Below are 23,658 nucleotides of genomic sequence, written 5' to 3'. Positions count from 1 at the left end.
TGTTATTCAAACATTTCAGCCCAACGTACAGCTCTAATCTCTTTTTCGCTGTAAAGATCTTCAATGGACCTTTTAACGTCTAATTTGGGGTATAAATTCACTCCTATCAGCTTTATTTTACCTTCTTCCACCCATCTTTGCTCTTCAACAGCATGATCGTAGATCTTTTTCTGAATGATTCCCTGTTTCAAAAGTTCCAGATACCCTCCTGCCTCTTCTATTTCAACAAATAATGCCCAGGATTTTTCTGCCATCTGACGGGTAATATCTTCAACGTAATAACTTCCGTTCGATGCATCCTCAAATACATTAATGATGCTTTCATAAGCGAGAACAATCTGCTGCTTAAAGGAAATCTCTTCGGAATTATCAGTGCTTCTGTTTACAAGATAATTATTGCTGAACACCGCATCTGCTCCTGCAATCATTGCGGATGCCAGTTCTAGTGTCGAACGGATCAGATTATTTTCACTGTCTGCAACAGCCTTATTCCTTAAAGATGTCTCTGCAAAAATATATGGCGTTTCATTTAAACCATATTCTTTGGAAAGTTGGTTAAAAACTATTTTAAAAGCTCTCAGCTTAGCCATCTCAAAGAAATAATTCCCACCCACTGCTATTCTGAAAATCAGTTTGTTCAAAATTTCAGAGCCATACACTTCAGCAAGTTCCTTGGTTTTCGCCAGCGCAATTCCCAACTGCTGGTAAATGGCAGCTCCGGCATTCTGATGAAGCGAAATATCAACACAGATGTTTCTTCTGAAGTCTTTTGATAAAAGTTCTTTAGTCAGCTGGTCATCAATGATGCCTTCATTTTCTTTAAAAACATCAATCAGTGAAAAATACTGGTCTTCTTCTTTCGGGCTGATATGACCGGCAAGGTCTTTATTATTGACAAAAATTGTTTTTTGCTCAAGGTTTTCTACGTTGTGGTCTAAGACAAATGCAAATACATCTTCTTCCAGGCTTTCGTGATATCTTGCTACGAGATGGGTATTTTCCTCAACTTTTGGCAGGTTTGCCAATGGTTGCTGAACTTCACTGTAAAAAGGTTTTACATCAATTCCTTCCAGATTTTCCTTATTTAAGATGGAATAAATGTCTTCTGTTTTAAGCTGTTTTTTTACTAAATTTTCCCAGTTTGGAAGTATATCTGCTGACATTGGCTGTTTATTATGGGTGAATGGTGAATTTTGCTTTGCAGGCAATGGTAAAATTATTAAAATTGACTATTAACCATTGATAATTCACGATTACGTTTATCATTTTTATGTGAATGGTGAATTTTGCGTCGCAAGTCAATGGTGAGTCATGAAAATTGACTATTGACCATTCACAGCAAAGCTAATTGACTTTCACATTTCAAATTTCTTATTTTTTAGCACTATTTGTGCTGTCTACTACCAAAATGAAGATCTCTTCATCCGGTTTTTTCATAAAATAATTTTCTCTTGCGTATTTTTCTTTTTCCGACTTATTGTTCATCAGCTTTTTATAAAAAGTATCATTTTTTTCGTACTCTTTTTTATAGTATTCAAGCTGGTCTTCATATCGGCTGATCTCACCGTTCAGTTCATTAATAACAAGGAAAGAGGTTTTATCAAAGAAAATCATCCAGACCAAAAACATACAGATTGTAATGGTATATTTATTCAGAACATATTTCTGGATCATTTTAAATGTTTCAGATTTCGGCTGAATGTCTTTAATAAGTTTGTTTTCTTCCATTTTAATGTTTTCTCAACGAATTTTTAATAACAGTAGTTAAAAAATCAATCGCTACGGAATTCTGTCTCATATTCGGAATGATCAGATCTGCGTCATTCTTGGATGGCTCAATGAATTCCTGATGCATTGGCTTCAAAGTGGTCTGATAACGGTGAAGGACTTCACTCAGATCTCTTCCTCTTTCCTGAGTATCCCGCCTGATTCTTCTGATCAGTCTTTCGTCTGAATCTGCATGAACAAATACTTTTAAATCAAATTCTTTCAGCAGTTCTTTGTTCGTCAATACCAGAATACCTTCTACTACCAATACATTTTTAGGTTCTACAGTGACGTGGTCGCCAGTTCGGGAATGGGTTACAAAGCTGTAAATGGGCTGTTCTATAGACTCATTGTTTTTTAAAGCTTTTACGTGTTTTATCATTAAATCGAAATCTATAGACTTTGGATGGTCATAATTAAGCGCCTCTCTCTCGGTCAGTGTCAGATTCGGGTTATCGTGATAATAATTATCCTGAGAAAGGATATTCATTCCTTCAATATCAAGCTGTTGCAGTATCTTATCAACAACTGTAGTTTTGCCGGATCCTGTTCCTCCAGCAATTCCTATTACAAGCATTCTTTTTTGTTTCTTTATAGTTGGTACAAATATACTATTTTAGATGAATGCAAGTAAAACAATCCCGCAGAATTTGGTATAACAAAAAATCCGATGTCTGGACACCGGATTTAAAGTTTTTATTTTTTAATGAATTTTGCAGATAAATTAATTTCTTTTACGGTCAGGATATAATTTCCGGACGGAAGGTTTGAAACATCAATTCTGTTGCTGTTATTCTTTATCGTTGTTTCCATTACTTTTCGGCCTTCCATGTTATAAATTTCGGCTTTTTCTTCTTTGTTCCCTTTCAACAAAACGATAAGAACATCAGAAACCGGGTTTGGATATACTGAAACTGGGTTTTCTTTAACTGTTTCTTTGGTACCCAGTGTACAGCTATATTCCGGAAGAACATAGCCTGCAGCTGTAAATTCCTCTGTCATAGCGGTGATATCATTACAATTGAACCCGAACTGTCCCAGCATATCAATACTGGCCTGTCTTACGGCAATGGCCGCATTTTGCTGGTTTGTTGTTGAAGTTGTTAAATTCAGTCCTTCTAAAAACGCTCTGTCCGTTTTCTCTTTTCCTATTCTGTTATAAATTCTCATCAGTGCCGCAGACCAAATCTGTGCTTTATCATAATAGGATCCGGATCCCGGATATGTCATTGTAGTATTGGTTATTCTGCCATCCCAGAAAGAATTATGACCGTCCCAGCTGAACATCCAGTTGTATTCCGGAGCAGATGTAGACCATTGATTTAAGCTTCTGCTGTAAGACTGTGCCCAGTAATCGCCGCATCCTTCGCTCAGACCGTCTGCATTGGAAATTCCTCCTGCCAGCCAGTGATGAATTCCGTGTCCCAATTCATGTAAAATTACATCAGCATCTTCAGCATCGTCTACACCGCCTTCACCAAATCCAAGTGACTCACTTCCTGTCAGATAATGAGAGTTATCCTGACCACTAAAACCATGCGGATCAAATCTTAATACCCCATTGTTTTGTGAAGGTTTGCAGACAATTCCTAAAGTTACATTGATGTATCTTAAACTATTATCAAGGTGCCAGTAAGCATTCACTGCTTCAAATCCATCATCACTTCTGTTAAACAAAAACTGATTGGTAGACTGTGTAAAAATTCCTTTTGCAGGTGCCTCTATCTCCTTAATTTCTGCATACGTTCCCTTTAAGGTATAAATTCCGCCTGTAAAATCAATTTCAGGAATTGTCACTAAAGTTCTTGCAGCATCCAGACTGGCGTTGGTAGCGTCGTTATTATCTACAAAATCACCTGCATAAGCTGATCCTGTTTTAGATAAAGGATCCGGTTGAAAAATGTAGGCACTTCCAGTTACCAAAGCCTTCTTTGATGTTACTTTTTTATCTTTTTTCTTATGAAGTGAATCATTTTTATCATGATGTTTTACAGAAATGTCTTTCATGCTGATCACATCACCTGTTTTTGCATCCACAATGGTTTCCCAGCTGCCGGGATTATCAAAAGAGCTGATCAGTACCCTGTAAACCAGTTTTGTTTCTCCTGAATCTGTAATGTAGATAAACAGCTTATTTTCTTCATAGGTAATCTCTCCTTTTGACCGGGAAGCTCTATGGGCTTTTTTAAGCGCTTCTGAAGCAGACACAGAGGGAACCGTATCAGTTTCTTTCAGGTTTTTCTTCAAACTTTCTGTCCCTGTATAACTTATTTTACCGGATTTGTTGAAATGGACCACAATTTCAGACTGAAAAACAGGAACGTCTTTTATCATCTGCTGAAATCGCAGGGTTTCTCCTGTATTGCTTTTGCGTACTGAGCTTAATGTGAGTCCGCTGAATCCCGGAATTCCTAAATTTCTTGAGTTTTCTTTGATCCAGTTTTTAGCCGGAGCTTCAAAAGATGATTCCTGAGCATGTAATGCGGAACAGCATAATATACTCCCAAGAACCAGCGAAGTAATTTTTTGTTTCATTTATTTATATTTAGAGTGTGTCTTAATTGCTAATATAAATAAATATGACGAAATTTTTCACCAATAAGTGTATATTCTCTAAAAAAACATGCTTTTAATAAGAAACACTGCCAATTGGCAGTGTTTTGTTTATACTATTTCGCTTGTTAATTCTCTCGAAAGCAGTTTCTCATGCATGGGCTTAAGGAGATCCATAGAACCTGTTTTTACTGTGCATTTGCCTTTGTAATGGACGAGCATTGTACATTGCTCCGCCTGTTCCAGGGTATGCTTGCAAATCTCTATCAGACAGTCTATCACATAATCAAATGTGTGAATATCATCATTATGGAGAACTAGTTTATATACTTCATCTGTGTCATCCAAAACCAATACTTCTTCTTCATATTGACGTTTTGGATCTTCGTAATCTTTTATGCTGTTATAAAAAATCATTTCTACCTTTTTAAACTTCCCCTATTTTATCGGCCAGGTCATTAAGTACATTCGGGCCTTCGTATACTAATTCTACGAGCTCTACACTCTTATTATTCATTTTCAGAATCTTGAAATGATAATTTTCCAAATCAAATTCGTCGTTTTCCTCCGGAATATCTTCCAGTTCATGCAGAATGAATCCTGCGAGTGAGTTGTATTCGCTTTCTTCAGAAAGAGGTAATTTTTTAGGCAGATATTCGTTGATTTCATCCAGTGGCTGCGTAGCCTGAACCCAATAAATATTATCTCCTATTTTATCTACCAGCTTATCTTCATCATCTTCTTCATCCTGAATTTCTCCTACAAGCTCTTCCAGAATATCTTCCAGGGTAATAATACCTTCTGTTCCTCCAAATTCATCAATAACTATTGCAAGGTGCTGTTTTTTCTGCTGGAAGATTTTCAGGAGGTCCGAGATCTTTTTGCTGCCCACAACAAAGAATGCATCACGCATAAGATCTTTAAGGTCCTCATGGTTAAGGTCTCCTTTTCTCTTTACAAATTCCCTGATAATCTCTTTGGTATAGAAAATCCCAATCACATTATCTATGGAATCAAGATACACGGGAATACGCGAATAGCCACTATCCATAATCTTGTTGATAATTTCATTGATATCTTCTTCAAAGTCAATAGACGTGATATTCTGTCTTGGAACCATGATCTGCTTGGCGGAATGATCTGTAAAATCAAATGCATTTTTAATGATCTCATAATTCTCTTCTTCAATCTCGCCACTATCAGCACTCTGCTTTACCAGAAGCTGAAGTTCTTCGGTGGAATGAATTTCCTGTTCGGAAGCCGGATGTATCTTAATTAATCTTAGAAATGTATTCGACATCAGGTTCATCAACCAGATAAATGGTTTGAAAACCGTGTAAAAAACTCTTAATGGAACTGCTGTAGCCATTGTAGTCGCTTCCGACTTTCTAATTGCAATAGATTTCGGGATAAGCTCACCAAATACAATATGCATCACAGTAATTAATACGAAACTTGTCACCACTGAAATTGTGGTAATTGTTGTCTGGGTAAGCTCCACATTCAAAGAGTGGAAAATACTTTCAACTACGTGGTGCAGGGCACTTTCACCTACCCAACCCAACGCAAGAGATGCCAGGGTAATACCAAGCTGTGTAGCAGACAGGTATTCATCAAGGTGCTTGATAATATGCTCCGCCTGTTTTGCCATAGAGTTACCTTCGGCTGCTTTTAACTGGATCTGTGAATAACGAACCTTAACAATTGAGAATTCTGCGGCTACGAAAAAGCCATTTAGTAAAACAAGAAATAAGGCTAGCAAAAGCCTGACTATATCCGAGTCCATTTAGAAGTTGTATAATATTTTAGTTTACAAAGATAGATAAAATATAAATAACAAAAAAAGCATCGATAATATCGATGCTTTAATATTATGTTAAAATAATTCTTTACGAATTTTTCAAAGCTTCTGCTCCGGAAACGATCTCTAAGATTTCGTTTGTAATGGCAGCCTGTCTTGCTTTGTTGTAGAAAATGACAAGATCATTTTTAAGTTCCTGCGCATTATCTGTAGCTTTGTGCATTGCTGTCATTCTCGCGCCATGCTCAGAGGCAACTGAATCTAAAACTGCTTTGAAAACCTGGGTTTTGATCGCTTTAGGGATCAAATTATCAAGAATTTCATTTCTGTTCGGCTCAAAGATATAATCTGTTTCCACCTGAGTTTCTTCAGCTTTTTCAGCCATAGAAATCGGAAGAAGCTGTTCAGTAGTTACTTCCTGAGTAGCAGCATTAACAAATTTGTTGTAGATTAAATAAACTTCGTCAAATTTACCTTCTTTAAAGCTGTTCATTACTCCTTCAGTAACATGAGATACTGTATCAAAGTTTAAGTTGTCAAAAACAGCACTTTCATTAGAGTATACCGTACGGGTTCTTCTTACCGCATCAAAAGCTTTTTTACCGATGGTAAGCACTTCAACTTCGTATTGAGACTTATCTCTAAACTGGATGTTAAGCTCTTTTACGATAGATGAATTGAAAGCTCCTGCAAGACCTCTGTTTGAAGTAACAGCGATGAAAAGAATCCTCTTCACTTCTCTTTTTTGAGCATAGATAGAAACCTGATCGGGATCAGAGCTAGAATTTACATTCTGGATGATTTCCTGCAGTTTTTCAGAATAAGGTCTTAGCATTACGATGGCATCCTGTGCTTTTTTAAGCTTCGCAGCGGAAACCATTTTCATAGCACGTGTAATCTGCATCGTAGATGAAATTGACGTAATTCTACCTCGTATTTCTTTTAAGTTTGCCATTAATTTGGGTTCAAAGTTTATGGTCTAAAGTTTAAGGTTTAAAACGGATTCTAAACCTTAAACAATGAAGATTTTAGTTATATTTAGAAGCTAAATCGTTAGCCGCCTGCTTAAGAACGTTGGTAATATCGTTGTCGATTTTACCTGCTTTAATAGCCGCCATTGTGTCAGGGTGCTTAGATCTTAGGAATTCGATATATTCAATCTGGAATTCTTTTACTTTTTTGATCGGAACGTTTCTCAATAAGTTCTCAGTTCCAGCGTAGATCATAGCCACCTGGCTGTCTACAGGAAGTGGAGAGTTTACCGGCTGCTTAAGGATCTCAACGTTTCTTTCTCCTTTAGAGATTACCGCTAAAGTAGAAGCATCAAGGTCAGAACCGAACTTAGCGAACGCTTCCAATTCTTTATATTGAGCCTGGTCTAATTTAAGAGTACCAGATACTTTTTTCATTGATTTGATCTGAGCATTACCTCCTACTCTGGATACAGAAATCCCTACGTTGATCGCAGGACGAACCCCTGAGTTGAATAGATCAGACTCCAAGAAGATCTGTCCGTCTGTAATAGAGATTACGTTAGTCGGAATATATGCAGAAACGTCACCAGCCTGAGTTTCGATAATTGGAAGTGCAGTTAATGAACCGCCACCTTTTACGATTGGTCTTAATGAATCTGGCAAATCGTTCATCTGGCTCGCGATTTTGTCGTCAGCAATAACTTTCGCTGCTCTTTCCAATAGTCTTGAGTGAAGATAGAAAACGTCTCCAGGATAAGCTTCACGGCCCGGTGGTCTTCTCAATAGTAGAGAAAGCTCACGATACGCAACCGCTTGCTTGGATAGATCATCATAAACGATCAATGCTGGTCTACCAGTGTCTCTGAAGAACTCACCGATAGATGCTCCAGCCATAGCAGAATATACCTGCATTGGAACCGGATCGGATGCGTTAGCCGCAACAATTACAGTATATGCTAAAGCTCCTTTGTCAGAAAGGGTTTTAACGATTTGCGCTACAGTAGAAGCTTTCTGACCAATAGCAACATATATACAATATACAGGCTTACCTGCATCAAAGAACTCTTTCTGGTTGATGATCGTATCGATCGCAACGGTAGTTTTACCGGTCTGTCTGTCACCAATAATAAGCTCTCTCTGACCTCTTCCTACAGGGATCATAGAGTCAATCGCAACGATACCTGTCTGTAAAGGCTCAGTTACCGGCTGTCTGAAGATAACCCCAGGCGCTTTTCTTTCCAATGGCATTTCGTATAAATCCCCAGTAATAGGACCTTTACCATCGATAGGGTTACCAAGAGTATCTACTACTCTTCCTAACATACCTTCTCCTACTTTGATAGAAGAGATTCTGTTTGTTCTTCTTACTGTATCTCCTTCTTTTACTAATTTACTTTCCCCAAGTAGAGCAACACCCACGTTGTCTTCTTCAAGGTTAAGTACAATACCTTCTACATCACTAGAAAATTTCACCAACTCTCCGTATTGTACGTTTTCTAACCCGTATACACGAGCAATACCATCACCGATGGTTAAAACTGTACCTACTTCCTCAACGTTGGATTGAGTATCGAAGTTGGCCAATTGCTGTTTTAAGATCGCAGATACTTCTGCCGGATTTATTTCTGCCATTGTATGGTTGTTTTTTCTTTAATTTAATTGAAAATCTTTTTTAACCTGGTTAAGTTTTGTCTTTACAGATGCATCGATCTGCTGATCACCTACTCTTAAAATGTAGCCTCCTAAAATATCTGGCTTCACATTTAAATTCAGATCAAAGTTTGAATCTGATTTTACTAGATTGGTAGATCTTAGAATCTGATCAAGGTTCTCTTTAGAAAGCTGAGTCGCTGTAGTAAGAGTTATTCTCTGTACTCCATTGATATCCTCTACTTTATTGATGAACTCCTGAGCGATATTTTTCAGTTGGTTCTCACGTCCGTGCTTGATCACTAATCTGATCAGGTTCTGTGAAGAAACTGAAAAATCTTTAAAGATCTGGTCTGCTACCTCTATTTTCTTTTTTGCATCAATGTAAGGTGTAAGGAAGAATTTATTCAAATCTGCAGATTGAGACATGATCTTCTTTACATCTTTCATTTCAGAAAATACAGCAGCTGTCTGACCTGTTTCATTGGTGAAATCAAGCAGTCCCTGTGCGTATCTTTTAGCTACTTTAGATGTAAGCATTCTTAGTTAAGGTTAGATTTGTTTAAATAATTTTGAACTAATTCGTTTTGAGCTTCGTTGTTATCCAACTTCTGCTTAAGGATAGATTCAGCAATGTTTACAGATAAAGCACCGATTTGAGTTTTGATGTCTGCCATAGCAGCATTTTTCTCAGCATTGATTGTCTGTTTAGCTGCTTCAATCATTTTATCTCCTTCATTTTTAGCAGCATCTTTAGCTTCACCTACGATTCTATCTTTAATTTCTCTGGCTTCTTTAAGGATAGCATCTCTTTCGATTTTAGCTTCACGAATAATTCTTTCGTTATCTTCTTTTAAAGTCTCCATCTCTTTTCTTGCTAATTTAGCTTGATTAAGAGCATCAACAATAGAAGTTTCTCTGTCATTGATTGATTTTAAAATAGGTTTCCAAGCAAATTTGCCTAACAAAAATAATAATGCTAGAAAAATAACAGACTGGATAATAAATAATCCTGATGAAAACTGGTGAATTAATTCCATTATATAAATGTATAAATAATTATTACTTTTTTTAAATTAACATTGCTGCAGCCAACCGCTGCAACAATGTTTTTTTGTTGGGCTTATGATGCAAATAACGCAGCAAATGCAACACCTTCAACTAGTGCAGCTGCAATAAGCATAGCAGTTTGGATTTTTCCAGATTGCTCAGGCTGTCTAGCGATAGCTTCAAGAGCAGCAGCTCCGATTTTACCAAGACCGATACCTACACCAAGTACGATAAGACCGCCACCAATAATTCTAGGGATTTCCATAATAAATATAATTTAAAAAATTGTTTTTAATATTTTAAGCTTCAAACTTGTTCTTTATTAATGAGCAGCGTGATGTTCGTGCTCGTGCTCTTCTACAGCCATTCCGATAAACAGGGCAGAAAGCATGGTAAAGATATAAGCCTGAAGGAATGCCACTAATACTTCAAGTATATAAATTACTAAAGTTAAGAATGGGAATGCTACTCCGGCAATCCAGTTTTTGAAAATATAAATTGAACCAATTAGCGTCATTACAACGATGTGTCCGGCCGTCATGTTGGCAAAAAGACGAATCATCAATGCAAATGGCTTAGTAAGTGTTCCTAATAATTCGATCGGCAACATAATGAATTTCATTGGAACTGGAACTCCTGGCATCCAGAAGATATGTTTCCAATAATCTTTATTAGCAGAGAATGTAGTAATTAAATAAGTAAGGATCGCAAGGAAGAATGTCATGGTAATATTACCTGTAACATTAATTCCGAAAGGCATTAAACCTAAAACATTTAAAAGTAAAATAAAGAAGAATACAGTTAATAAGTATCCCATAAATCTTTTATACTTATGTCCGATGTTCGGAATAGCAATCTCGTCTCTTACAAAAATAATCAAAGGCTCTAAAAATCTTGCAGCTCCTGTAGGGACAACAGATTTCTTATATGACCTTGCCATTCCTGTAAACAGTACAAACATTAAAAGCGAAACTAAGAAAATGATAAGTACACTTTTAGTAATTGAAAGATCTAAAGGCTTTTCGTTTGTAGGATGACCATCTTTATCTAAAGTTAAAGTTCCTGCAGCATCAGTCTTGTAGATTTTTTCGTGGTGCAATTTATAATAAGAACCATCTACTTCAGTTGTTTCACCATGCATGAAACCTTCTTTACTGTTGCTCATGAAAGCGTGAAAACCATTATCATAAAAAATAACAGGAAGAGGAAAACCAATGTGGTGCCCATCTTTATCCACCATCAATGTAAAGTCGTGAGCATCCAACAAGTGATGAGTGATGAACTCCTTGTTTTCTTTAGTTGCTTTGTCTTTCTCGGAAAGCTCTTGAGCAGGAGCCGCCCCGGCAGTGGCCTCACCGTGCTGTGCAGACACTAAGTTTAATACAAAAATACTGTAGAATAAAACTGCGAATTTCTTAAACATTGATAGGTTTTTTTCGTTGTGCAAAAATATAATATTTTTTCTATTTTCAATAAATAATTTTACTGTTTTTTGTCATGATTAATCAGCTTAATTGCATAGTATGTAAGCAATGTCGTCAGGACGAAATATGGTAATATAAAATGAAATTTATAGCCCGGAATCACTTCAAAGTTTAATTTCTTACGAATTAAATACATTAAACCAAACTTTAATAAGATAAGACCAATTACTGACATTCCTAAAAACTGTGGTACAGTTCTATTAATTAAAATAACCAAAGTGATCATCATCATAAACATGACACTTAAAAAAAGATAAAACTTAACAATAATAATCTCATCTAAGTGAAAAACAAATTTCCAAAGGGAAAAATGGATCAGAAATGTTAAAAAGAATAATACCGTAACCAGGATATTAGGATTTACTTTCATTATAAAAACTTATTTTCAACCTTGTCAATGCTAAGGTTTATTTTAACTGATCACAAAAATAGACTTTTTCTATCGAATTTCACATGAATTGATTTTTATCATTTTTTCTATATATATAATATTACGTATCGTAAGACTTTGGATATGCTTAAAAATTCCTTATTTTTGCAAACCTATAATTTACAATACATATGTTTAATAGTTTACAGGATAAATTAGACAAGGCTCTACATAATATTTCCGGACGCGGGAAAATCACAGAAATCAACGTGGCGGAAACCGTAAAGGAGATCCGTAGAGCGCTGGTAGATGCCGATGTTAACTATAAAGTTGCAAAAGATCTTACCAAAAGAGTTCAGGATAAAGCTTTAGGACAGAACGTTCTTACTTCCCTTACACCGGGACAGCTGATGACAAAGATCGTCCATGACGAGCTGGTAGATCTGATGGGAGGTTCTCAGGAAGGAATCAATCTTTCAGGAAAACCTACCGTAATTCTTATTGCAGGTCTTCAGGGTTCGGGTAAGACTACTTTCTCCGGAAAACTGGCCAATTACTTAAAAACAAAAAGAACTAAGAAACCTTTATTGGTTGCCTGTGACGTTTACCGTCCTGCGGCAATTGACCAGCTTAAAGTATTGGGTGGTCAGATCGGGGTTCCGGTATTTACAGAAGAAGGTTCTACCAATCCATCTACCATTGCTGAAAATGCAATTAATTTTGCTAAAGCAAACGGTCATGATGTAGTGATCGTCGATACCGCAGGACGTCTTGCGATTGACGAGCAGATGATGAACGAGATCAAATCTGTACATTATTTCATCAAGCCTCAGGAAACCTTATTCGTAGTAGATTCCATGACCGGTCAGGATGCTGTAAATACAGCAAAGGCATTCAACGATGCCCTGAACTTTGACGGTGTTGTTCTAACGAAATTAGATGGTGATACGAGAGGTGGTGCTGCTTTAACGATCCGTTCTGTAGTTGAAAAACCAATCAAATTCATCTCTACCGGTGAGAAAATGGAAGCTTTAGATCTTTTCTATCCGGAAAGAATGGCAGACAGGATCTTAGGAATGGGAGATGTAGTTTCCTTAGTAGAAAGGGCCCAGGAACAGTTTGATGAGGAAGAGGCTAAAAAGCTTCACAAAAAGATCGCTAAAAACGAATTCGGATTTGATGATTTCCTTAAACAGATCAACCAGATCAAAAAGATGGGTAATATGAAAGACCTTATGGGAATGATTCCGGGGGTTGGAAAGGCAATCAAAGATGTTGAGATCAGTGACGATGCTTTTAAACACATTGAAGCAATCATCTACTCTATGACACCTGACGAAAGAAGAAGACCTTCTATCATTAATACCCAGAGAAAACAGAGAATTGCAAAAGGTGCAGGAAGAAAGATTGAAGATGTGAATCAACTGATGAAGCAGTTCGAACAGATGGGCAAAATGATGAAGATGATGCAGGGACCTCAGGGAAAACAGATGATGCAGATGATGAGCAAAATGCCAAATATGCCAGGCATGGGCGGAATGATGGGGAAATAAAAACAACAAAGCCTAAACAAAAAGTCATAAAAAAACTCTCAGAAATTCTGAGAGTTTTTTATTTTTATTTGAATTTATATCCTATTCCGATCTGGAAGAAATTCATTTTCAGCTTTTCATCGTTTACTGGATCTTTGATCATATTGGTCAGTCCGAAACTGTAACGGGCATCTACAAATAATCCTTTGTATACGTTATAATCAGCCCCTAAAACCAAACCGAATTCAGCAGACTTAAGGTTATCATCAAAGTTCTTTTCCAGGAATTGTTCACCTTCATTTACAGCCTGTGGATTTGCCATTCCTCCTGATACGTCAATATTTACTTTCGTGTTGGTTCTGAAGCTTACAAAAGGTCCTGCGTATACTCCAAGTTCAGGGGTAGCATAATATCTTGCAGTTACAGGAACTACAATTCTGTTGAAATTGAATTTTTCCGTAACAGTAATTCCCATTGTTGAAACTTCAACTTTCCCACCCAGGTTTGCATACTGAACTTCTCCCTGCACAGCAAATTTATTATTGAATTTATGCTCTACCAAAGCGCCTACATAAAAGCCTGATTTAGATTTCAAGCCTCCACTTACGCCTTCAAATGCATCAAGATCGTCATTTGAATTCAGTTTTGATAATGCATACCCTGCTTTTACACCGAATTTTGTCTGCGCATTCATTCCTGCACAAAAAGCAAGAGCTGATGCCAATAAGATTTTTTTCATGGTTATTTTATTTTAAAAAAGTTTTTAAAGATAAAAAAGCCCTAAAATAATTAGGGCTTCTATTTTTACAAATGCTTTGTTAATTACTTAGCAAATACATATTTAACTCCGAAAGTTACAGAAGATAAATTCAAACCGAACTTATAGTTGTTTACGCTCTTAGCACCATCAACGTCTAATTTAGAAGTGTTGTATCCAAATTCACCGATAGTAGCTTCAATGCTCCAGTTTTTGTTTAAGAAATAATCTAAACCTGGCTTAACGTTAACACCGATTGAAGTATAGTTAGCTTTGTCAGAAGTAGACGCAGTGTTCGTAGTTGATCCTATTGTAGTAGTTGTTGTAGCTTCGTCTTTAAATTGTCCGAATTCCATTGGAACTTCTAATTGACCGAAGATATATAATTTGTCAGCTAAAGTCCAATATTTTCTTACGAAAGGAGCAACAACAAATGCAGATTGAGTACCTTTAGTTTCAGAAACAAAGCTACCACCTGCAATTGATCCAGTTGTAGTTTTAGTAACTTTATCACTTGCATAACCTACTCCTAAACCTACAGCAAGGTTAGTCCCTACAAAGTATCCTGCAGTTGGAACGATTCTGAAGCTTTCTACTTTAGTATCATTGTTGTTGTTTTCTTCCTGAGAATAACCAACTTGTCCTGAAATATATGCAGTTCCTTTTGCAATTTGAGCATTAGATAAACCGAAAAGTGCAACAGCACCCGCTAATAATAATTTTTTCATTTTAAAAAATTTTAATACTTTCTGAGGGCAAATTTACAGTGGCTCTCGCTAATATTAAAATTTGTTAACGTGATTAATATCATCGATAAACATTGGTGTTTTCCGAAAATAAAGCATATTCATTACAGGATTTTGATTTTTTCACAATATTTAGAATAAAAAAATTACAATTTTTCAATAACAGCGAAAAATACTTAGTTTATTTAATTTTACCATTTTCTTTAAATTATGTTTTTTTTCCATAAACATCATGAATAATAAGATTATAAACCGTTAATATTTAACATATTAGTCTTAATATTAAGCAAATATTTATACCTATAGACAATTTTTCTTCTTTATTAAGTATACATTGTAAAAAAGAAACTCCGGCCTTTAACAGCCGGAGTTCTGAATTATTTTCTACTTTTTCTTATTTGATGAAGAAGTTGTATCCAATATTAATGGCACCTACGTTCCAGTTGGCTGTATACCATCCGTAGTCACGCTTGTTGCTGATTGTCTGGTATCCTAAATAAAGTTCACCTGTAGACATCTGGTATCCAAATTTAGGCTGAGCATAGAAACCACCATCTACTCCATCTTTTGTAGAAATTCCGTATCCAAGATCCAATCCTACAAAGATAGGAGCTCCTGAGAATTTATATTTACCGGAAACTGCTACAGGAATAAATCCGAAATCATCAAAGTTATCTTTTCCAAAGAAATGTGAATACCCTGTGGTAACTCCAAGATCAAGTCCTTTTGTAATGTTCCACATATAGGCAGCATCCACTCCTAATGTAAATGAAGAAGCATCACCAGCATCACCTACCGGAACACCGATGTGACCTCCCAGTTTAAAACCTTCCTGCGCCTGTGCAGCACCGCCTAGCAGTGCAAAAGCACCTAGTAAAAATAGTTTTTTCATTTTTTAAATAGTTTGATTGATGTTGCAAAATTACTAAATATTTTTATTATTAACATAAAATTAACGGGAGACGTCTCTTAGAAACAAAAGAAGCGGGCCTAAATTGGCCCGCTTCATATTTTTAACAAGTTCTTAAAAATTAGTTTCCTCCGAATTTGAACCCAACACCTACCTGGAAGAAGCTGTTAGTCAGTTTTCCATCTCCGGAATCCTTAGCTAAGTTAGAAACTCCCATGTTGTATCTGGCGTCAAAAAACAAACCATTTTCCAAAGCATACTCAGCACCCAGGAAAGGAGCAATATTCAAAGTGTTAACCTGGTCTTTAATGTCTCTCTCATCGTCTGCAGAGATTTCGAATCCTGGAATCATTCCCAAACCAAGATCTGCTACAGTTTTTGTTTTTGCAGAAATGATAAGTCCGAAACTTGCTCCGGCAGAAACTGATAAACCTTCAGTAATGAAGTATTTAGCAGAAACAGGAATCAAAATAGTCCCGAAAGTGGTCTTGTTCTTAATGTTAAAGAATGTACCTGCTTCATCCTCATCTTCCACTCTTTCAGTAATTTTACCTCCTAGTGGCGAGTATAAAACTTCACCCTGAAGAGCAAATTTATCACTTAGTTTATGCTCTACCAAAACACCTGCATAGAAAGTGTGTGAAGGATCTGTATTTTCAGAATTCCCGTCGTCTTTAAATTTTAAAGTTGAAAGTGAGTAACCGGCTTTAGCCCCGAATCTTGTTTCTTGAGCGCTTAGATTAGCGCTAACTACAGCCGCCGCTGCAATAAGTAAAAATTTTCTCATGATTATTTTTTAGTATTCGGTCACAAAACTAAGTTTTTTTTTTAGAACACCAAATAGTGAGTAAAAATATTATCACAAACAATTAATACTAAATGTAAAAACATTCGGTTCAAGCAGTTCCAATTAATCCTTCAGTCTCTTGTCCTCTTCGTTGTATGCCAGGATGATCTTTTTCACAACAGGATGTCTTACAACATCTTCTTCAGTAAGGTGTACAAAACCGATTTCTTTAACATCTCTAAGAATTCTCATAGCTTCTTTCAATCCGGATTGTTGTTTCGGCGGCAGATCGATCTGGGTTGGATCTCCTGTGATGATGAATTTAGCATTCATCCCCATTCTTGTCAGAAACATTTTCATTTGGGCATGAGTTGTATTCTGTGCTTCATCAAGAATTACAAAGGCATCATCCAGCGTACGCCCTCGCATAAAAGCCAACGGAGCGACTTCAATCACTTTCTTCTCCATAAACCCTTCCAGTTTTTCATGAGGGATCATATCTCTAAGCGCATCATATAAAGGCTGCAAATACGGATCCAGCTTTTCTTTAAGATCTCCGGGTAAAAATCCAAGGCTCTCTCCTGCTTCTACCGCAGGTCTCGTCAGGATAATTCTTTTCACCTCTTTATCTCTCAAAGCTCTCGCTGCCAAAGCCACACTGGTATACGTTTTTCCGGTTCCCGCAGGTCCTATCGCAAAAACCATATCTTTTTTCTCGGTTTCTTTTACCAGTTTCTTAAGATTGGTAGTTTTAGCTTTAATGATCTTACCGTTGACCCCCTTTACAATAATATCCTGGTCGAAAATCAGTTGTTTTTCATTCTCGTCCTTAATATTCAGGACATTCTCAACGTCTTTTAAAGCGATAGAATTGTTTTCAGAGATAAATTTTACAAGATTATCCAGTTTCTGTCTGAGTATATCTAATGCTTCCTGATTACCCATTGCAAAGACAAAATGGTCTCTTCCGGTAATCTTAAGGGTAGGAAAGCTTGATTTTAATAAGTTGAAATATTGGTTATTAACGCCATAGAAGGTCTTTACATCGATGTCTTCTAAATCATATGTTAATTCAAACATGCAGTATTTTATTTTTATTAGATTTTAAAATTAAAGCTTTTTTTCAAATTTATATCAATTCTTTTCTACAATCTTTTGGGGCTTTCTTTTTATTTTAAATAACTTTGCAGGAAACACTATTTATTCTATCAACGATCCATGTCAATTATTACCCTTACTTCGGATTTCGGAAATTTAGATTACAGAGTTGCCGCTGTGAAAGGCAAAATTCTGTCTTTAAATTCTAAGGTTAATATTGTTGATATAACCCACGAAATTCAAGCTTTCAACCTGATACAGACATCATATATTGTACGCAACGCCTATAAATATTTCCCTAAGGGGACAATTCACATTCTTTCTGTAGACAGTTTTTACAACAGATCCAGAAAAAACATTCTTTATAAGGCAGACGGCTCCTACTTTTTAGCAGCAGACAACGGACTTTTAAGCCTTGTCTTTTTTGATATAAAACCGGAAGCGATATACGAAATCACTTTGAACAACCGCTTCGATGATGTGGTAAACTTTACTTCCACCGATGTTTTTGTGCCTGCAGCAGTACATCTTGCGAATGGCGGACTTCCAGAAGTAATTGGCCGGAAAATAGATTCGGCAAAGGAACTTCTTTTTCCGAAACCTGTCTTCAATGAATCTGAAAAAATGATCATTGGAGAAGTAACCTATATTGATAATTTCGGAAATATAATCTCAAATATCAGTAAAGATTTTTTTGAAAACACAGGCAAAGGAAATGAAGGCTTTACTATAAAATTCAGAAATTTAACACTTTCAAGGGTATATTCCAGCCATACGGAAGTGGTTTCCGACTGGGAAAGGGAAACAGAATTCCACGGACAGTCGGCAGCGATCTTCAATGATAGTCAGCTTTTGGAGCTCACCATCTATAAAGGGAGTAAAAAAAACGGGGCTAAAAGCCTGTTTGGGCTCAATGTAGGCGAGAATATCTACGTTGAATTTGTCTAAGATTATATATTCCATAAAAAAACCGATTTTTTTTATATATTTGTCAAAATCTAAAAATTAAAAATGGCAGAATACAAATTATTGCTTCCTTCCATGGGAGAAGGTGTTATGGAAGCGACAATTATCACTTGGTTATTCAATGAAGGTGATAATGTAAAAGAGGATGATTCCGTAGTTGAAATTGCAACAGATAAGGTAGATTCAGACGTTCCGACACCGGTTTCGGGGAAAATTGTAAAAATCCTGAAACAAAAGGACGAGGTTGCTAAAGTTGGTGAGGCCATTGCCATTTTAGAAATTGAAGGAGAAGGCGGAAATACAGCTTCAGAAGAAGTACAAACAGAAACTCCGGCAGCCGCTCCGGATACAGAAACTTTAAAAGCTATTGAAGAGCCGTTACAGGCTGCAGCTTCCAATGTAGAGTTTTCAGGAGACCTTTACCTGTCACCATTGGTAAAATCAATTGCACAGCAGGAAAACATTTCTGAATCTGAGCTTAAAACGATTAAAGGAAGTGGTTTAGAAGGAAGAATCACAAAAGAAGATATATTAGCATACGTTTCCAACAGAGGAAACCAGCCGGCTCAGCAGGCTGTTTCTGCACAACCAACAACTCCGGCAGCGCCAAAAGTTCCGGCTTCAGCACCGGTTTCTACGGTTCCTGTAGCAGCAGGTGACGAGATCATTCCAATGGACAGAATGAGAAAGATCATTGCTGAAAACATGGTAAAAGCAAAACAGATTGCTCCACATGTTACTTCTTTCATCGAAACAGACGTTACCAACGTTGTAAAGTGGAGAAACAAGCATAAAGATATTTTCGAAAAACGTGAAGGAGAAAAACTGACTTTCATGCCAATTTTCGTGAAAGCTGTAGTGAAAGCTATCCAGGATTTCCCAATGATCAATGTTTCTATTAACGGTGAAAATATCATTAAAAAGAAAAATATCAATATCGGTATGGCTACAGCTCTGCCGGACGGAAACCTTATCGTTCCTGTAATTAAAAACGCTGATCAGTTATCGCTTTCAGGCTTAGCAAAAGCGATCAACGATTTGGCGTACAGAGCGAGAAACAAAAAACTAAGACCGGAAGATACTCAGGGAGCAACGTATACCATTTCTAACGTGGGAAGTTTCGGAAACCTTATGGGAACTCCTATTATTCCTCAGCCTCAGGTCGCTATCTTAGCTATTGGTGCTATCGTTAAAAAGCCTGCAGTTCTTGAAACTAAAGACGGTGATGTAATTGCCATCCGTCAGCTGATGTTTATGTCTCACTCTTATGACCACAGAGTGGTAGACGGATCTTTAGGAGGGATGATGCTGAAGCATGTTCATGATTATCTTCAGAACTGGGATCTGAATACAGAAATTTAATACCTGATAACTGATAAGGGACTCATTATTTAAAGGTCATGCGGAACTTATCAAACATCTTACCATACAAAACCTCCGAAAAATCCGGAGGTTTTTTTACTATTAAAAGATTATCTGTACATTTGAGTTAAATACGAAACTAACCATAAAACACAATAATCTTAATAAAACATCACAACCCCATCTTAAATATGAAAGAAGTAACTTTAATTGCAATTATTTCATTATGCATCATCATTGCCACTTATTTTGTTGAATTTATCATAGGATTTTTCAACATTAATGATATCATGTACGTATACCGTGTTTGTGGCGTAATAAGCCTTCTGGGCTATGTCGGCATCTTACCTTTCTTTATTAAGCTCTATCAAAAACAGCGATAATGGATAATGAGCTAAGAGAACTTTTTGAGATCAAAGAAGATGATCATACAATATTTGTTTCAGAAAAGAAGCCAAATACTGCAAAGCATATTCTTATTCGTCTTGCCATATTTATAGCCGGAACTATAGGTTTTACAGCTGTGATATTTAATGCTAACGGCTGGGACGTTTTAGGTTACCTGATAATTATGTTTGCTTTTCATGCTATCTGGTTTTTTTGTATTCTTATTGAAGCACTCATCCTGCACATCAATAATAAATACATCCTCAGGAATGCCAATCTGAAATTTTCGGCTGTTGTACTGATTCTTTATTGTGTAGCCTATATTGCTATTTTCAATCCACAGTATTAATCATTGCTTTTATCAATACAATATAAAAGCTTCCTTTTGGGAAGCCCCTATATGTATTTATCTCAAATCCGTGGGAACTTTTTTAATAGGATTTTTTAATACCATCTAATTTCCCTATTTTTCGGTTTAATAAAATGTCCCAGTCCACAAATGCTGAAAATTTTCTCTCTCATCCGAACAGGCCTTAAAAAGTCTTTTGACAATATCCGCAACGAGCAGCTGAAAAACAATCTGCTGCAGGCCATTCCCTTCTGGATCGGTTCAGTGATCACCGGCTTTTTTGCGGTGATGTATGCTAAGATATTTGCATGGGGAGAACATCTGTTGCATTTCATGATGAACTGGCATTCGTGGATGATCTTTATTATTGCTCCCATTGGTTTTGTCCTTTCATGGTGGCTGGTGAAAGAATTTGCTCCCAACGCCAAAGGCAGCGGTATTCCGCAGGTGATGGCCGCTGTAGAACTTGCCAATCCGAAGGAACATACCAAAATCAGGAGCCTTTTAAGTCTTAAAATCATCGTTTTTAAAATTATTTCATCTGTCATTCTGGTAATCGGAGGTGGTGCTGTAGGGCGTGAAGGACCTACCATCCAAATTGCCGGTTCTGTATTCAGAAAGGTCAATGAATACCTTCCGCACTGGTGGCCGAAAATCTCAAAGAAGAACATGATCATGACCGGTGCAGCGGCAGGACTTGCAGCAGCATTTAATACGCCTTTAGGAGGAATTGTATTTGCCGTAGAAGAACTTTCCAAAACACATATCAATTACTTCAAAACTGCTTTATTTACGGCAGTGATTATTGCGGGCTTAACAGCCCAGACTTTAGCGGGATCCTATTTATATTTAGGCTATCCTAAAACCAATGATGTATCTCTGATGGTTATGTTTCCGATTATCCTTGTCGCAGGAACTTCCGGAATCCTGGCCAGCCAGCTTTCCGTAATGATGCTTAAGATGAGTGACTGGAAAAAAAGAAAACTTAAAACAGATAAAGCCAATATTATTTTTCTGGTGCTTTGCGCACTGTTTATTGCTTCCATAGCATATTTTATCAACCGCGAGATTCTTGGATCCGGAAAAGAAATCATGGAACGTGTGCTTTTTACTAGCGACAAACATGAAGAATGGTATGTCCCAATCTTAAGAATGCTTGGCCCTGCCCTGTCTTTTACCTCAGGTGGTGCAGGAGGAATTTTCGCCCCGGCCCTGAGTGCGGGTGCCAGTATAGGATCTGTAATCTCCGGGGCCATTCATTTGACGCCCAACGAAACCAATGTAGTAATCCTCGCAGGAATGGTAGCTTTTCTTACCGGAATTACAAGAGCTCCCTTTACTTCCGCTATTATCGTACTTGAAATGACGGACAGACATTCCCTGATCTTCCACCTGATGCTGGCAGGAATGGTCTCTTCCATTGTTTCTATTTTAGTAAGCAGACATTCTCTGTATGATGTGATCAAGGTAAATTTTCTGACGGAAATCAGAGAGAAAGATTAATAGAATCATTATATTTATTAGCGATTCCTGTTATTTTTTGGTTTGAAGTTAGCAAAGGAATTAAAAAAAAACAGAGTATCAAATTTCTCACTGTCAATTTTAAACTAAAAAACAGCAACCTGTAACTGTCAACTATTTCGCACAACTGTTGTATATTACAAATATATTTTCTAATTTTGCACCTCGAAATAATTAACAAATTCATTTAACATTATGAACAATTACGAAACTGTTTTCATTTTAACTCCCGTTCTATCTGATGCTCAGGTAGAGGAAGCAGTGAAAAAATTTGAAGATCTTTTAAAAGAAAAGAACTGTGAAATCGTTGCCAAAGAAAACTGGGGATTAAAAAAACTAGCTTATCCAATTCAATTGAAAAAGAATGGATTCTACACTTTAATCGAGTTTAAAGGTGAAGGTACTGTAGTTGCTGATTTAGAATTAGCATTCAAACGTGACGAAAGAGTAATCCGTTACCTGACTACAAAACTTGACAAGCACGCTGTTGAGTACGCTGTAACTAGAAGAACTAAAATCAAAGCGGCTAGAGCTTAATTATTAACCCTATTTTAAAAAAAGACAAGACATGGCAATAGACGAAATGGCTAAACAAGCCTCAGCTGGAGGAGAATCTGAAGTAAAATTCCTTACTCCACTTGATATCAATACAAAATCTGAAAAGAAATATTGTAGATTCAAAAAATACGGAATTAAGCACGTTGATTACAAAGATGCTGATTTCTTATTACAGTTTGTAAACGAGCAAGGTAAAATCTTACCAAGAAGATACACTGGAACTTCTTTAAAATACCAAAGAAAAGTTTCTGCTGCTATCAAAAGAGCAAGACACCTTTCTTTACTACCTTACGTAGCTGACTTATTGAAATAAGACAAAAAATAAATAAGAGAAGAGGACAACCTCTTCTTTTGTTGCTGAATAAATAATTTAATTCTAACTTGATTTTAGATAAGAGATCTAAGATTTCAGATAAACAGACATTGTCTTCCATCTAATTTCTAATTTCCAGCATCTAAATTCTAAAAAAAGGACAACAACAATGGATATCATCCTAAAAAAAGACGTAGAAAACTTAGGACTTGAGTTTGATACAGTAAGCGTAAAGCCTGGTTATGCAAGAAACTTCTTACTTCCTCAAGGAATTGCACTTTTAGCAACTCCTAAAAACAAAGCAGCTCTTGAAGCTACTTTAGAAGCTAGAAAAGAAGAAGAAGCTAAATTAATCGCTGCTGCTAACGCTGTAGTAGATCAGTTAAAGAAAACTTCTGTTACTATTCCTGCAAAAGTAGGTTCTGGCGACAAGTTATTCGGATCTATCAACAATGCAGATCTTTCTGCTGCTCTTGCTAAAGCTGGAGTTTCTGTAGAGAAGAAATACATCAAAATCCCAGGGAACACTATTAAAAGAACTGGTAAAGTTACTGCAAACATCAGACTACACAGAAATGTTGAGTACAACTTTGAATTCGACATCGTATCTGACGCTCCGGTAGAAGCTCCTAAACCAGCTGCTCCTAAAGCTAAAGTAGTAGAAGAAACTCCTTCTGAAGAAGCTTAAGATTCTAAAGAGATTTTCTCAAATATATAAACCAC

General features: G+C 36.7%; 25 protein-coding genes. 8 read left to right on the top strand and 17 right to left on the bottom strand.

Annotated features, from left to right (window positions below):
- Window positions 1-2: 2 nt before the first annotated feature.
- The 12 genes from V6R96_RS08520 to atpB all read right to left on the bottom strand — a co-directional run bounded on the left by V6R96_RS08520 (window position 3) and on the right by atpB (window position 11,218).
- Window positions 3-1,163, bottom strand: a complete 1,161-nt coding sequence (locus V6R96_RS08520; protein WP_336378652.1) for a methylmalonyl-CoA mutase family protein — start codon at window positions 1,161-1,163, stop codon at window positions 3-5.
- A 208-nt stretch (window positions 1,164-1,371) separates the two neighbouring features.
- Window positions 1,372-1,728, bottom strand: a complete 357-nt coding sequence (locus tag V6R96_RS08515; protein ID WP_111958073.1) for a septum formation initiator family protein — start codon at window positions 1,726-1,728, stop codon at window positions 1,372-1,374.
- Window position 1,729: 1 nt separating this feature from the next.
- Window positions 1,730-2,344: a uridine kinase gene (gene udk, locus V6R96_RS08510; protein ID WP_111958075.1), complete on the bottom strand. Its 615-nt coding sequence runs from the start codon at window positions 2,342-2,344 to the stop codon at window positions 1,730-1,732.
- 119 nt (window positions 2,345-2,463) lie between these two features.
- Window positions 2,464-4,302, bottom strand: coding sequence for a T9SS type A sorting domain-containing protein (locus tag V6R96_RS08505; protein WP_336378651.1), 1,839 nt, complete (start codon window positions 4,300-4,302; stop codon window positions 2,464-2,466).
- 129 nt (window positions 4,303-4,431) lie between these two features.
- On the bottom strand, window positions 4,432-4,737 hold the full coding sequence (locus V6R96_RS08500) for an ATP-dependent Clp protease adaptor ClpS (RefSeq protein ID WP_111958079.1): 306 nt from the start codon (window positions 4,735-4,737) through the stop codon (window positions 4,432-4,434).
- Between the two features lie 10 nt (window positions 4,738-4,747).
- Window positions 4,748-6,106 carry a hemolysin family protein gene (locus tag V6R96_RS08495; protein ID WP_111958081.1) on the bottom strand — a complete coding sequence of 453 codons (1,359 nt, stop codon included), beginning with the start codon at window positions 6,104-6,106 and terminating at the stop codon, window positions 4,748-4,750.
- A 103-nt stretch (window positions 6,107-6,209) separates the two neighbouring features.
- Window positions 6,210-7,076 (bottom strand): ATP synthase F1 subunit gamma, encoded by an 867-nt coding sequence (gene atpG, locus V6R96_RS08490; protein WP_111958083.1) that lies wholly within the window; start codon window positions 7,074-7,076, stop codon window positions 6,210-6,212.
- 73 nt (window positions 7,077-7,149) lie between these two features.
- Window positions 7,150-8,727: a F0F1 ATP synthase subunit alpha gene (gene atpA, locus V6R96_RS08485; RefSeq protein ID WP_336378650.1), complete on the bottom strand. Its 1,578-nt coding sequence runs from the start codon at window positions 8,725-8,727 to the stop codon at window positions 7,150-7,152.
- 18 nt (window positions 8,728-8,745) lie between these two features.
- Window positions 8,746-9,285, bottom strand: a complete 540-nt coding sequence (gene atpH / locus V6R96_RS08480) for an ATP synthase F1 subunit delta (protein WP_111958087.1) — start codon at window positions 9,283-9,285, stop codon at window positions 8,746-8,748.
- A 2-nt stretch (window positions 9,286-9,287) separates the two neighbouring features.
- Window positions 9,288-9,785, bottom strand: a complete 498-nt coding sequence (locus V6R96_RS08475; protein ID WP_111958089.1) for a F0F1 ATP synthase subunit B — start codon at window positions 9,783-9,785, stop codon at window positions 9,288-9,290.
- 83 nt (window positions 9,786-9,868) lie between these two features.
- A complete protein-coding gene (gene atpE / locus V6R96_RS08470) occupies window positions 9,869-10,060 on the bottom strand; it encodes an ATP synthase F0 subunit C (RefSeq protein WP_040994829.1) in 192 nt (63 codons plus the stop codon).
- A gap of 57 nt (window positions 10,061-10,117) precedes the next feature.
- Entirely contained in the window at window positions 10,118-11,218 is a 1,101-nt protein-coding gene (atpB, locus tag V6R96_RS08465) for a F0F1 ATP synthase subunit A (protein ID WP_336378649.1), read from the bottom strand.
- A gap of 622 nt (window positions 11,219-11,840) precedes the next feature.
- Between atpB and ffh the strand changes: the two genes are divergently transcribed.
- A complete protein-coding gene (ffh, locus tag V6R96_RS08460) occupies window positions 11,841-13,202 on the top strand; it encodes a signal recognition particle protein (RefSeq protein WP_048504315.1) in 1,362 nt (453 codons plus the stop codon).
- Window positions 13,203-13,266: 64 nt separating this feature from the next.
- On the opposite strand, the gene V6R96_RS08455 is transcribed toward ffh, so the two are convergent.
- The 5 genes from V6R96_RS08455 to V6R96_RS08435 all read right to left on the bottom strand — a co-directional run bounded on the left by V6R96_RS08455 (window position 13,267) and on the right by V6R96_RS08435 (window position 17,461).
- Complete coding sequence (locus tag V6R96_RS08455) at window positions 13,267-13,920, bottom strand: porin family protein (RefSeq protein ID WP_111958093.1); 654 nt, start codon at window positions 13,918-13,920, stop codon at window positions 13,267-13,269.
- Between the two features lie 83 nt (window positions 13,921-14,003).
- Window positions 14,004-14,666 carry an outer membrane beta-barrel protein gene (locus V6R96_RS08450; RefSeq protein WP_111958095.1) on the bottom strand — a complete coding sequence of 221 codons (663 nt, stop codon included), beginning with the start codon at window positions 14,664-14,666 and terminating at the stop codon, window positions 14,004-14,006.
- 412 nt (window positions 14,667-15,078) lie between these two features.
- Window positions 15,079-15,576: a hypothetical protein gene (locus V6R96_RS08445; RefSeq protein ID WP_111958097.1), complete on the bottom strand. Its 498-nt coding sequence runs from the start codon at window positions 15,574-15,576 to the stop codon at window positions 15,079-15,081.
- Between the two features lie 139 nt (window positions 15,577-15,715).
- Window positions 15,716-16,381 carry a porin family protein gene (locus tag V6R96_RS08440; RefSeq protein ID WP_336378648.1) on the bottom strand — a complete coding sequence of 222 codons (666 nt, stop codon included), beginning with the start codon at window positions 16,379-16,381 and terminating at the stop codon, window positions 15,716-15,718.
- Window positions 16,382-16,504: 123 nt separating this feature from the next.
- Entirely contained in the window at window positions 16,505-17,461 is a 957-nt protein-coding gene (locus tag V6R96_RS08435; protein ID WP_336378647.1) for a PhoH family protein, read from the bottom strand.
- Window positions 17,462-17,599: 138 nt separating this feature from the next.
- On the opposite strand from V6R96_RS08435, the gene V6R96_RS08430 reads away from it, so the two are divergent.
- The 7 genes from V6R96_RS08430 (at window position 17,600) to rplI (ending at window position 23,623) form a co-directional block, all read left to right on the top strand.
- A complete protein-coding gene (locus tag V6R96_RS08430) occupies window positions 17,600-18,427 on the top strand; it encodes an S-adenosyl-l-methionine hydroxide adenosyltransferase family protein (protein WP_111958103.1) in 828 nt (275 codons plus the stop codon).
- A 63-nt stretch (window positions 18,428-18,490) separates the two neighbouring features.
- Window positions 18,491-19,807, top strand: a complete 1,317-nt coding sequence (locus tag V6R96_RS08425; RefSeq protein WP_336378646.1) for a dihydrolipoamide acetyltransferase family protein — start codon at window positions 18,491-18,493, stop codon at window positions 19,805-19,807.
- A 382-nt stretch (window positions 19,808-20,189) separates the two neighbouring features.
- Window positions 20,190-20,543 (top strand): hypothetical protein, encoded by a 354-nt coding sequence (locus tag V6R96_RS08420; protein WP_111958107.1) that lies wholly within the window; start codon window positions 20,190-20,192, stop codon window positions 20,541-20,543.
- Window positions 20,544-20,693: 150 nt separating this feature from the next.
- On the top strand, window positions 20,694-22,046 hold the full coding sequence (locus tag V6R96_RS08415) for a chloride channel protein (RefSeq protein WP_336378645.1): 1,353 nt from the start codon (window positions 20,694-20,696) through the stop codon (window positions 22,044-22,046).
- 213 nt (window positions 22,047-22,259) lie between these two features.
- Complete coding sequence (rpsF, locus tag V6R96_RS08410) at window positions 22,260-22,601, top strand: 30S ribosomal protein S6 (protein ID WP_034706729.1); 342 nt, start codon at window positions 22,260-22,262, stop codon at window positions 22,599-22,601.
- 31 nt (window positions 22,602-22,632) lie between these two features.
- The gene (rpsR, locus tag V6R96_RS08405) at window positions 22,633-22,935 is read left to right on the top strand and encodes a 30S ribosomal protein S18 (protein WP_034706728.1); all 303 of its coding nucleotides are present in this window, start codon (window positions 22,633-22,635) and stop codon (window positions 22,933-22,935) included.
- Between the two features lie 169 nt (window positions 22,936-23,104).
- Complete coding sequence (gene rplI / locus V6R96_RS08400) at window positions 23,105-23,623, top strand: 50S ribosomal protein L9 (RefSeq protein ID WP_111958111.1); 519 nt, start codon at window positions 23,105-23,107, stop codon at window positions 23,621-23,623.
- Window positions 23,624-23,658 lie beyond the last annotated feature (35 nt).

It is taken from the genome of Chryseobacterium sp. CCNWLW53 (genome assembly GCF_037083525.1).
GTDB classification, from domain to species: domain Bacteria; phylum Bacteroidota; class Bacteroidia; order Flavobacteriales; family Weeksellaceae; genus Chryseobacterium; species Chryseobacterium lathyri.
Note: the sequence above shows the minus strand (reverse complement) of the source record. Positions and strands in the feature narration are given on the sequence as shown.

Bases quoted from the DNA above. Each gene is read 5' to 3' on its own strand.
- V6R96_RS08520 (WP_336378652.1), bottom strand. From the start codon at position 1,163: ATGTCAGCAGATATACTTCCAAACTGGGAAAATTTAGTAAAAAAACAG.
- V6R96_RS08515 (WP_111958073.1), bottom strand. From the start codon at position 1,728: ATGGAAGAAAACAAACTTATTAAAGACATTCAGCCGAAATCTGAAACA.
- udk (WP_111958075.1), bottom strand. From the start codon at position 2,344: ATGCTTGTAATAGGAATTGCTGGAGGAACAGGATCCGGCAAAACTACA.
- V6R96_RS08505 (WP_336378651.1), bottom strand. From the start codon at position 4,302: ATGAAACAAAAAATTACTTCGCTGGTTCTTGGGAGTATATTATGCTGT.
- V6R96_RS08500 (WP_111958079.1), bottom strand. From the start codon at position 4,737: ATGATTTTTTATAACAGCATAAAAGATTACGAAGATCCAAAACGTCAA.
- V6R96_RS08495 (WP_111958081.1), bottom strand. From the start codon at position 6,106: ATGGACTCGGATATAGTCAGGCTTTTGCTAGCCTTATTTCTTGTTTTA.
- atpG (WP_111958083.1), bottom strand. From the start codon at position 7,076: ATGGCAAACTTAAAAGAAATACGAGGTAGAATTACGTCAATTTCATCT.
- atpA (WP_336378650.1), bottom strand. From the start codon at position 8,727: ATGGCAGAAATAAATCCGGCAGAAGTATCTGCGATCTTAAAACAGCAA.
- atpH (WP_111958087.1), bottom strand. From the start codon at position 9,285: ATGCTTACATCTAAAGTAGCTAAAAGATACGCACAGGGACTGCTTGAT.
- V6R96_RS08475 (WP_111958089.1), bottom strand. From the start codon at position 9,785: ATGGAATTAATTCACCAGTTTTCATCAGGATTATTTATTATCCAGTCT.
- atpE (WP_040994829.1), bottom strand. From the start codon at position 10,060: ATGGAAATCCCTAGAATTATTGGTGGCGGTCTTATCGTACTTGGTGTA.
- atpB (WP_336378649.1), bottom strand. From the start codon at position 11,218: ATGTTTAAGAAATTCGCAGTTTTATTCTACAGTATTTTTGTATTAAAC.
- ffh (WP_048504315.1), top strand. From the start codon at position 11,841: ATGTTTAATAGTTTACAGGATAAATTAGACAAGGCTCTACATAATATT.
- V6R96_RS08455 (WP_111958093.1), bottom strand. From the start codon at position 13,920: ATGAAAAAAATCTTATTGGCATCAGCTCTTGCTTTTTGTGCAGGAATG.
- V6R96_RS08450 (WP_111958095.1), bottom strand. From the start codon at position 14,666: ATGAAAAAATTATTATTAGCGGGTGCTGTTGCACTTTTCGGTTTATCT.
- V6R96_RS08445 (WP_111958097.1), bottom strand. From the start codon at position 15,576: ATGAAAAAACTATTTTTACTAGGTGCTTTTGCACTGCTAGGCGGTGCT.
- V6R96_RS08440 (WP_336378648.1), bottom strand. From the start codon at position 16,381: ATGAGAAAATTTTTACTTATTGCAGCGGCGGCTGTAGTTAGCGCTAAT.
- V6R96_RS08435 (WP_336378647.1), bottom strand. From the start codon at position 17,461: ATGTTTGAATTAACATATGATTTAGAAGACATCGATGTAAAGACCTTC.
- V6R96_RS08430 (WP_111958103.1), top strand. From the start codon at position 17,600: ATGTCAATTATTACCCTTACTTCGGATTTCGGAAATTTAGATTACAGA.
- V6R96_RS08425 (WP_336378646.1), top strand. From the start codon at position 18,491: ATGGCAGAATACAAATTATTGCTTCCTTCCATGGGAGAAGGTGTTATG.
- V6R96_RS08420 (WP_111958107.1), top strand. From the start codon at position 20,190: ATGGATAATGAGCTAAGAGAACTTTTTGAGATCAAAGAAGATGATCAT.
- V6R96_RS08415 (WP_336378645.1), top strand. From the start codon at position 20,694: ATGCTGAAAATTTTCTCTCTCATCCGAACAGGCCTTAAAAAGTCTTTT.
- rpsF (WP_034706729.1), top strand. From the start codon at position 22,260: ATGAACAATTACGAAACTGTTTTCATTTTAACTCCCGTTCTATCTGAT.
- rpsR (WP_034706728.1), top strand. From the start codon at position 22,633: ATGGCAATAGACGAAATGGCTAAACAAGCCTCAGCTGGAGGAGAATCT.
- rplI (WP_111958111.1), top strand. From the start codon at position 23,105: ATGGATATCATCCTAAAAAAAGACGTAGAAAACTTAGGACTTGAGTTT.